This is a genomic window from Arenimonas sp. GDDSR-1 (assembly GCF_025980345.1).
GTDB lineage: Bacteria > Pseudomonadota > Gammaproteobacteria > Xanthomonadales > Xanthomonadaceae > Arenimonas.
The window spans coordinates 1-9,854 of sequence record NZ_JAPDUI010000065.1; the positions used below are offsets into that span (position 1 = coordinate 1).

General features: G+C 62.5%; 5 protein-coding genes. 2 read left to right on the forward strand and 3 right to left on the reverse strand.

Annotation, left to right across the window (positions count from 1 at the left end):
• The 3 genes from recD to recC all read right to left on the reverse strand — a co-directional run.
• A partial coding sequence (gene recD, locus Q0W88_RS09260) for an exodeoxyribonuclease V subunit alpha (protein ID WP_297802621.1) occupies positions 1-1,640 on the reverse strand: 1,640 nt, incomplete at its 3' end.
• Positions 1,637-5,215, reverse strand: a complete 3,579-nt coding sequence (locus tag Q0W88_RS09265; RefSeq protein WP_297802624.1) for a UvrD-helicase domain-containing protein — start codon at positions 5,213-5,215, stop codon at positions 1,637-1,639. The genes Q0W88_RS09265 and recD, both read right to left, overlap by 4 nt.
• Positions 5,212-8,718, reverse strand: coding sequence for an exodeoxyribonuclease V subunit gamma (recC, locus tag Q0W88_RS09270; protein ID WP_297802632.1), 3,507 nt, complete (start codon positions 8,716-8,718; stop codon positions 5,212-5,214). Before recC ends, Q0W88_RS09265 begins: the two co-directional genes overlap by 4 nt.
• Before the next feature lie 142 nt (positions 8,719-8,860).
• Here recC and Q0W88_RS09275 point away from each other — a divergent pair, with 142 nt between their 5' ends.
• Positions 8,861-9,247, forward strand: coding sequence for a hypothetical protein (locus Q0W88_RS09275; protein WP_297802627.1), 387 nt, complete (start codon positions 8,861-8,863; stop codon positions 9,245-9,247).
• A 65-nt stretch (positions 9,248-9,312) separates the two neighbouring features.
• A partial coding sequence (locus Q0W88_RS09280; RefSeq protein ID WP_297802630.1) for a hypothetical protein occupies positions 9,313-9,854 on the forward strand: 542 nt, incomplete at its 3' end.

The window sequence follows — 9,854 nt, forward strand, 5'->3', positions numbered from 1 at the left end:
ACATGGCCGTATTCCGAACCCTGGCTTTTGTGCACGGTGATGGCAAAGGCACCCTCATGGCTTGGCAGCGCATCGGGCGCAAAAGCACGCGGGCCGCTAACGCCCTCAAGGCCGGAAGCACCCTCGAACCAGACCAACAACTGGCCGGCCGAATCGCGCAGGCAGAGGCCGACATCACCGTTGAACAAGCCACTGGCCATATCATTGCGGGTAATCATCACCGTACGGCCTGGATACCATGCTCCGGCTGCGCTGTCCCCCGCGCCTTGACGAAACAAGGCCTCCAGCCGGGCATTGACCTGTTCGGCGCCAAATGGGCCTTCGCGTAACGCACACAGCAACTGGCGTTCGCGGATAACGCGGAGCCTTTGCGCTACCGCCTCCGGGCGGACCGGAGCAAACAGGTCCGCGTCCTGCCATTCCGAATAAAGTTGACGATGCCAGCGCTGCACACAGGCCTGCAGTTGCGGCAGGCTCTCGCAATGCTGGCGCTGCACGCGGGAACCGGCCGAATCACAGGCCCGGGCAAAGTCTTCGGCATTTCCGGCGCGCAGGGCTTCATTGACCGGCACCAGTGCCTGGTCGGCACGGAAGCTGTGTTGTAAACGAACCACATCGCCGGCACCGGAAGCTTCCAGTGCGGTGACCAGATCCAGAAAGACCGAGCCGGTCCCGACCGGTGGCAGCTGTTCGGCATCGCCGACAAAAACCAGAACGGCCGTTTCCGGAAGTGCATCCAACAGCGCACGCAGCAGTGGCAGATCCAGCATCGAGGCTTCATCGATCAACACCACATCGGCACCGATCGGATTGCCGGCATGGTGGCTGAAGCCGCGCTGCTGGCCACGACTGCCGAGCAGGCGATGCACGGTCATCGCTTCGGCCTGAAGTGCCGGTTCCAGCCATTGCGGCCAGGTCGAATCCCGGAAAGGAGCACGGCCCTGCAACGTGCCTGCGCCCTCACGCAGGGCATCGCCCAGACGTCGGGCCGCTTTGCCGGTCGGTGCCGCCAGGCGAATTACCGGCAGACGGCCCAGCCGGGCATGGCATTCGCGCGTCAAGGCCAATAGCATGCGCAGCACGGTGGTGGTCTTTCCGGTGCCCGGCCCGCCGGTCAACACGAACAGGCGGCGGCCGAGCACCTGTTGCACCGCCCGGGTTTGCGGAATGACCGACTCCGAGGCGGCGTCATCGAACAAGGCGTTTAAATCCCCGGCCGTGCAGGGCGCATGGGTCGGATTGACGGCACTGCGGCGGACGCGCAGATCGGCGGCGACGGCGATTTCATGCAGGGCATTGCGGCGCAGATAGAAGTGATTGAACTGCAGCACAAACGGTGTGGAAACCGCGGCATCCCCGGTCAGCACGGTCACCATCGGCTCGGCGGCCAGGGCTTCAATCTCGGCGGCGCTCAGTGCGCGAAATCCATGGCGTGAGGGCACCTCCGGAAGCACCATCAATGCGCTATCACCCTGACCCTCGGCATAGCTGGTCCATCCGGCGACTTCAGCCAGCAGGCGTGAGCCCCCATGCGCGAGCACCCATCGCGACACGGCGTCATCCAAGGCACGCCAAAGCTCGACATGCGGCAGCTGCGGCATGCTCCGGAAATGATAAGGCGTCTGGATCCGGGCGTTCATCCGGCCTCCTGCACTGCCGGCATGCCGGCCAGAACCGCTTGCACATCGGTCATTAAGGCCTCATTGAAACGATGCCGCCAGATACCGGCAGTTCCATCCAGTCCAACCGCCCGTACGAACAGGTAGAAACAATCGCCCAGATGCCGTGACCGGTCATAATCGGCAATACGCTGTGCCAGGTAACGATCCACCGCCACGGCATACAGCAGCGCCTGAAACCGATAATGATGGCTGTCCATGGCCGCTTGCAACGCAGCAGGCCCGTAATCGGAAAGACGGCTTCCGAGGCGGTTACTCTTGTAATCCAGCACATGAAAGCGGCCATCATGGCGGAACACCAGATCGATTTTGCCATTCATCAAACCGGCCAGCCGGCGCGAAGGTACCGGCACCAGATTGGCGTCACCGTGCGCCGCGCAGACCTGGCGCAAGCGGCCGATATCGGCATGACCCAGCACATAGTTGAACTCCATTTCGGCCCGCAGTTCGGATCTCGGCAAGACGCCGAGCCGCATGCCATCAGGGCCCAAGGGGGTATCAAGCACCGCCTGCAGGCGGTCGGCCAAATTGTCGACCAGACGCTCCGGATCGCCGTCGCGGTACTGCACATTATTTTCAGCAAGACACCGTCTGATCAAGGCTTTTTGTTCCAGCAATCCGCGCAAGGGTTCCCGGTGCTCGAATATGGCGTGCACGGCATTGCCGAAATCGGTGCCGGCCACGTCCATTAGAGCCGACAGCTCCGGATGCGGCAGTTCGGGCGATGCCGTCGCCGTTACTGACGTGGCCGTATCATTTTCGGCGAAGTCGATGCGCTCATCGATGGCCGCACTGTCCTCGACGGGCGATAGCACGTCGAATTTGGTCAGCGTGCTGAAGCTGTGTTTGAACGGCAAGGGACCCTGCGGCGGATCCGGCATCTCCCGCGCACTGCGATGGGCACCCTCGTCTGCGCTTTCAGGCATTGCCGTTGAGGCCTCAGGCGGCTGCCAATCCTCATGCCAGGCGATGCCCTCGGCGTGATCAATCCCGGTTTTCCAGTCGGCACGTTCCTGCAACCGGGCGACACTGACATCAAGGGCGCTGCGCGCAGTTCCGGACAGCGGCTTGGTGCTACGCGCACTACTACCCCGTCCGGGCGGCAGAACAAACACATGGCAGGCATGGATGGCCCGGGTCATGGCCACATACAGCACCCGGAAGCGTTCATCCTGTAAATCCTGCAAGGCCGTGCGCTCAGCGGTCTCACCGACCTGCCAGAGGCGCATGCCATCGGCGGTATCTCCGGCCTGTTGCAATCCGGATTCACGCTTCTCGCCATGCGCCCACATCAGGGGCAGGAAGACAATGGGGAATTCCAAACCCTTGCTGGCATGCAGGGTCATCAGATGCACGCGTGCCGCGTCCGATTCAATGCGCAGCTGCCGGTTATCGGCGGCGTCTTCGGCATCGTCTCCGCCATCTTCGCGCTGGGCCGCGAACCAGACCAGCAATTCCTCGGCCCCATTGCATTCGTCCATCCGGGTCTGCAGCAATTCGCCCAGATGACGCAGATCAGTCAAGGTCCGCTCCCCGCCCACGCAATCCAGCTGGACCGCCGCAATGCGCGCAATCAGGGCATCGACTACGGCCTGAATACCCCGTTGCTGCCAGAGCGCCTGCCATTGATGGAACACCCGCACGGCCGCCTGCCAGCGGGCGGCATCGCCATTCATGGCCGAAACAGCAGCGAAACTTGCGCCCCAGAGGCGAGTGGCCATGGCCGCCCGTAAGGCCCCGGCTTGATCGGCATGGGCCACGGCAAACAGGATGATCTGCAACTCGCGCGCCGTAGCGCCGGCAAATACGCTGCTGCGGCTGGTGCTGACACACGGCACGCCGCGGCTCTGCAGCAGATCGCGCAACTGGCTGACCTGATGGTGTGCGGGCAGCAGCACGGCAATGTCGGCCGGCTGTAACGGACGACTACCGATGGCATGCTCGCCGGATTGCAGCATGTGCTGAATGCGGTTGGCACAATCCGTCAATGCCAGCTGCGTGCGTACCGCTGCCGAGCCCTTGTCCGGATCCGCTGCCGCATAAAACTGAAGAGGCCGATCACAGGGTTCACCCGCGATGGTGTAAGGCGTTGCATCATTGCGGTCGCTGGCATGTACCGGGTGGTAATGCACACCGTCCTCGGCATCGTGTGTGCTCAGTGCCGTACCGCAAAGCGCATACCAGGCATTCATGGCGGCCACATATGTGCGGGAACTCCGCCGATTGGTATCCAGACTGATCCTGCCGTCCTCGGGGACATCGGCCGCCGCGCGCTGGTAGGCACGGATATCGCCGCCGCGGAAGCGGTAGATGGCCTGTTTCGGATCACCAATCATGACCAGATGGCCGCGCATCGACGCATCCGACTGCCGGTAAATGGCATCAAGGATGCCGTATTGTATGCCGTCGGTGTCCTGGAATTCATCGACCAGCGCCACCGGCCAGGCGGCATACAGCGTATCGGCCAAGGCGCGGCCGGCATCGCCATGCAAGGCGGCATGTACATCGGTCAGCAGCGCATCGAAACTGCGCTGGCTGCGTGCTGCCAAGCGGAGCTTGGCTTGGTCTTTGGCCCAGTCGGCGACTGCCGCCCAGAAGCGCAGGGTCTTGAAATGCAACACACCGCTTTGGGCTATGGCAAGCGCAAAGTCGGCGGCAACCGGCAAGCGTGGGTCATCTTTGGAATGTTTTAAAACGCCAGTCAATGCAGGCGCACTACTGAGAACGCTCTCCAAATCCGAACCCCCGGGCACGGCGGTCTCGCGATTCTCCAAAATATCGGCCAAAGACTCAAAGGCTTTACCCAGTTTGATGGTTTTCCCAAAGCATCCCACGAGGTCGCGGAATTCCTGGGCACGATCCTTAGGTAGCAAGCGATCCAGTTCGTCCTCGGTGAATGTACGGATTGTGCTGCCTGGCATCAGCAATTGGCCCAGTATGCGTTTGAGCGTCTGAGCATTCGGCTGCAAACCGGCACTGTGCTGCAGCTGAATCAATTCATCCTGTTGCGGATCGCCCTGCAGCAGCCGCCGGCGCAGATCCTTGGCCAGCTCATCCAGCAGCATCGCACCGCTGATCAGTTCACCGCCGTTGAACAATGCGCCGGAGGCAAAGGGATGGTCGGACAGAATCCGTTGGCACAGCCCATGCAAGGTGGTAATCGGTGCCATGTCGAGTTCGACCAGTGCCACCTGCAACTTCCGGGCATCGGCCTGCTGCACATCCGGGCTTTCCAGCCAACGGACCTGCAGCCAGAGCACATCCAGCGCCGCGGAATCCGGCGGTAAGCACTTGCGGCCGGAAGCATACGCCACGGCCCACATCAGGCGTGCGCGAAGGCGTTCACGCAGTTCCTCGGCGGCAGGATTGGTGAAGGTGGTCACCACGATCTGCCGCGGACTCAAGCCCTGCTCCAGCAGCAGGCGCAGATACAGCACGCTGATGGTCCAGGTTTTGCCGGTTCCGGCACTGGCTTCGAGCAGACTGCGGCGCCCCGATGACAGATCCAGCGTGCGCCAATCGCGATCAGCGTTCATGCCTGCGCCTCCGGGAAACTGATTCTCGCCTTCAAATCCAATGCGAACTCCCGGAGTGCCTGGTAGGCCTTGGGATCGGCTTCAAAATCGAGATCACCGGCCAACAATCCGTTGTAACCCTGGCCGTAGGCCTGCTCGCCGCCGCCGTTGTGGGTGGAATGCCAGATATTTTGTGCCTTGGCCGCATCTTCGGCATCGTCCTGCGCGGCGGCCCAACTGGTGCGTGCGAAATAAAGCGGCGGCAGAATTTCGGCCTGATGCCATTGCTGCAGCAACCAGGCAATACGTCGCTCAAGATCGGCACGATGCCCGGCCTGCGACGTGGCATCCGCGGCCAGATAAGCGGCATCCCAGAGGTTGATGCTGTCCTGCCAGTTCTGCTTTCCGGGTTTACACAACAGCAATAGACGGACCGGTGCCGGTGAAGCGATGCGCAGACGCAACAGTGCCCAGTCCAGGAATGCCGCGACACGCTCACCGAAGTGCAGCTCGGATTCGGACTTCAATTCACCCTTGCCGGCGTTGGGATACATCCGCACCAGCACCCGGCCCTGAGCCTGGCCGGCCATGGCATAGACATGATCGATCCGGCCATTGAGCCGGCACGTACGGCCGTTGACCGTGAAAACGTCATCCACGTTTTCCTGCAGGGCTTGAGCAGCGCTCTCGGCATCCAGCAGTTCGCTGGCCTGAACGCATTGCAGGGCGCTGCAGACCGATGCGGCTTCCTGCTGCCACGCGGCAAGCCCGCCCGGACCGGACGGCAACAGTCCGCTGCAGCGGACCCAGTCCGGGATCTGCGTTGCATCCCAGGCGAGGCCCGCCGGCAAGGCTTCGCCGAAAAACACCCGGCGTGCCACGGTGGCCATCGGGTCCAGACGGCCGTCCATGGGCTCATCCTCGGCCAATCGGTCCGTGTCCAGGGCATCGAGCCGCAGCTGCAGGCGTTTTTCCAGAAGATGCCGTGCCGGATCGCTGAAGTAATCGCGCAGTACCGGCAAGGCAACCTGCGCCGGTAACGCGGTTTCGATGGCGGGCGTGCCGTCCAGAAAACGGAGTGGATGCGTGCGGCCCTTGCCCTGCATGCGGGCAAACCGGGCATCAAAGGAAAACAGACGCGGATCGCGTTGATCGAAATAACGGGCATCGAAGGGTTGCAGCGGATGCTTGACCCACCAGGGCGCGGATGGGTGTTGGTCCGTGCCGGGATCCAGTTCGGCCATCAATTCGGCCAGCGGCGCGGCTGGATTGCGCGGCTTGCCGTCCTTCACGCTTTCGCCGAGATAGCTCAGATGCAGGCGATCCCGCGCTGCCATCAGGGTTTCCAGAAACAGGTAGCGATCATCGCTGCGCACATCGCGATCCCCGACGCGGCGCAGACGGGTCATCAGATCCAGACCGCCATCGCTTCGCCGGCGCGGAAATTCGCCGTCATTCAAGCCGAGTACGGCCAACATCCGGAACGGAATCGCCCGTTGCGGCACCATGCCGCAGAAGGTGATGCCGCCCATCAGAAAGCGTTGCCGTTCGGCTACGCCGGACAAGCGCTCCAAAAGCACCTCGCGCATCACGGCAAAATGCAGGCGTGGGTTTTCCTCGGCCACTTCGGTTTCCAAGGCCATTTGCCCGACAAACCGGAGCAATGCATTCCAGGCACTTTCGGCGGCGGCATCATTCGGATCAATGCGAAGCAAAGCCTCCAGCCGATGGGTGAGCAAGGCCTGCCATTCCGCGGCGGTGCATTCGCGGCTGGCCAGATCGCACCAGGCCTGCACTTCCTGCAGTAAATAATCCAAGGCACCCAAAGCCTGTGCGCCCGGCCCATGGATGCCGGTCACCGGCAGTACTTCGCTGCCATCCGGCAGCAGCAGGGCATGATCACGATCACTTTCCGGCGCATCCGACATCAGATAGCCCGCAATCATGCGATCAACCGCCCAGGCGAAGCCATGCTCGCTCACCGCAGGCACATCGAAGCCGGCGCGATGTTGGGCATCCAAGGACCACGCCACCCGGCTCTGGCGCAACCAGTCGCGCAGCGCCTCGGTGGCATCGGCATCCAAGCCGAGTCGGCGCTGGACTTCCGGCACGGCCAGTAAGTCGGCCACTTCCGGCGCGGTGATGCGTTGACCGGGCAACGCCAACAATTGCCGCAGTAGGGTAAACAGGCCATGGCTGCGCGAGACCGGCACGTCGGCCAGATGATAAGGCAGGAGTTCACGGGCCGAGGCCGCTTCGCCGAACACGGCCGGAATCAGCGGCACATAGGCACTGATATCCGGCGCCATGACCATCATCTCACCCGGCGCAATGCCGCTGGCCAAGGCATCGAGCAAGACATCACGAAGCACTTCCAGCTCCCGTTGCCGGGTATGGCAGGCATGCACGCGTAAGGAGGCATCGGCCATTTCGGTCGCGGCATCGCCTGGCGGCGTCATCAGCTCCGGCTTCAGTTGGCGGATGCTTTCCTGCAGGCGTTCCAGGCGATTGACCGGATTCGGTTTGGCCTTGTCCTGCCAATGACGTTGGTCATCGCGTATCGGGCCATCGGTCAGCTGACTGAAAAAATGCTGACCCAGGCGGCCCCAGCGCGCCAACAGCGGATGCCCGAGCTCCTGCCAGTACTCGCCCTCGCCCGCATCGGCCAGGCGCTGCTGTTCCTCGGCGCGATAGGTCTGCCACTCCGACGGCGCGGTGATTTTCAGGCCGCCCCAATACTCCAGACAGGGATCGGGAATATACAGCGCCACCAGCGCGCCTTCGGCATAGGCCCGAAGCACCTGCAGCTCCGAGGGCGCCAAATGGCTGACGCCGAACACATGCAGCACCGGCCGCTCTGTCGGATCGGCTTTCAAGGCACCGATCAATTCCTGCATGGCATGACCGCGGTGGCGGCCGAGCCGGGTTTGCACCGCCCGCCACAACGGCCCCAGCAGCTCCGATTCCAGGCCTTGGCCGCCGGCATAGTTGAATTTTCCGGCTTCCCAAGCCTGCAGCCAATCCGGCCGGTAGATGACATATTGCGAGTAAATGCGCGCCAGACGATCGGCCAACTGGAAGCGACGGCGTGCCGCTTCGGCTGCACTCGTGGCGCCGCTCAAATAATTCGCCACACGCGCATCGCGCATGCCGGGCACGCTGTGCCGGGAATCCAGCAAGCCGTGCAGACTCCAGCGCAAGTGGGCGACCTGATAGCGCGGCAGCGCCACAGCACCGGAACCCAGATGCGCATGTGCCTGGCGTTCAATCCAGGCACTCGGCAAAAGGATGTCGAGATTGGCGGCAATGCCCTGCACGCCCTGATGCCGGGCCAGCGCGCCGCTGAGCCATTGCTTCATGCCCGGATGCGCGGCAATGACCGTGTGTGGCTGCAGCACATTATCCGGCCAGGTCAGATCCAGCAACGCCCACAGCGGGGCAATCAAGGCTTCAAGACGGCTGGCGCGATACACCTGAAAGCCGGTCTCCGGGCCGCCGTTCATGCTGGGATTACCTTGCGTCATTGCCAATTACCGCTCCTTGGTTCTGTTTCGATTATAGCGCGGCGCTGGACAAACACCCCGGTCGAATTCCATCAGACCACAGGCCAATCTCAGGATATGAGAACGCCCTGTTTTAAGCTGTGTGCATGTCCCGAGGAACCCCATGCCACTGACCGAAACCGATGCTCTGACCGCCTATGCCAAAGCCCTGAATACGCTGAATGCGGACGATCTGTGGCCCTTACTGGCGGAGGACTTTGAATACGGTTCGCAACGGGTCTTGGCCGACATCACCAGCAAGGCGGTGTTCCGCGAGTATTTCAGCCAGAAATTGGCGGCGGTACGCGCCAGTGGCCGTCCGCTGTTTGCCGAAATCGGCCGCATCCAGGCCTACGGCCACGAACACTGCGTGATTCTGGCGCAGGACCGAAAAGACCATCTCGTCGGATTGGCATTTGCCGATGTCGCCGACGGCTTCATCCGCCGCATCGATGTGTGCATCGTTCCCGATGCCCATGACGCCCGACGCAGCGGCTTCTACCCGGCCTGAGCGCAGCTTGCGCGCACCCGCCGGCTTTTCACGGCACTTTGCCGTAAACCTAAAGGAGAAAGACCATGACGACCCCGCAATCCACCCATATCACCCTGATCCTGGACCGCTCCGGCTCGATGAGCGACATCACCGACGACATCATCGGCGGCGTCAACCGCTTCTTCGATGCGCAGCGCAAAAGCGACCTGCCCGCCACCGCAACACTGGTGCAGTTCGACAGCCAAGATCCCTTCGAGGTGTTGGCCGAGAACGTGACGCTCGATAAAGTGCCGCCGCTGAGCCAAAGCAACTACCAGCCCCGCGCCTCGACCCCGCTGCTGGATGCCATCGGCACCGGCATTCACCGCCTCAGCGCCCATCTGGACATGCACACCCCGGAAACCAAGCCGGATGCAGTGGTGTTCGTGATCGTGACCGATGGCATGGAAAATGCCAGCACCACGTTCACCCGCGCCCACATCACCGACCTGATCAAGGCCAAGAAGGACGCCGGCTGGGAATTCGTATTCCTGTCCAGCGATCTGTCGGCGGTGCAGGAAGCCCAGGACTTCGCGGTTCACTCCAGCCGTTCGGCCAACTTCTCGAAACGCCGTGTCGCCGACAG

Bases quoted from the DNA above. Each gene is read 5' to 3' on its own strand.
- recC (WP_297802632.1), bottom strand. From the start codon at position 8,718: ATGACGCAAGGTAATCCCAGCATGAACGGCGGCCCGGAGACCGGCTTT.
- Q0W88_RS09265 (WP_297802624.1), bottom strand. From the start codon at position 5,215: ATGAACGCTGATCGCGATTGGCGCACGCTGGATCTGTCATCGGGGCGC.
- Q0W88_RS09275 (WP_297802627.1), top strand. From the start codon at position 8,861: ATGCCACTGACCGAAACCGATGCTCTGACCGCCTATGCCAAAGCCCTG.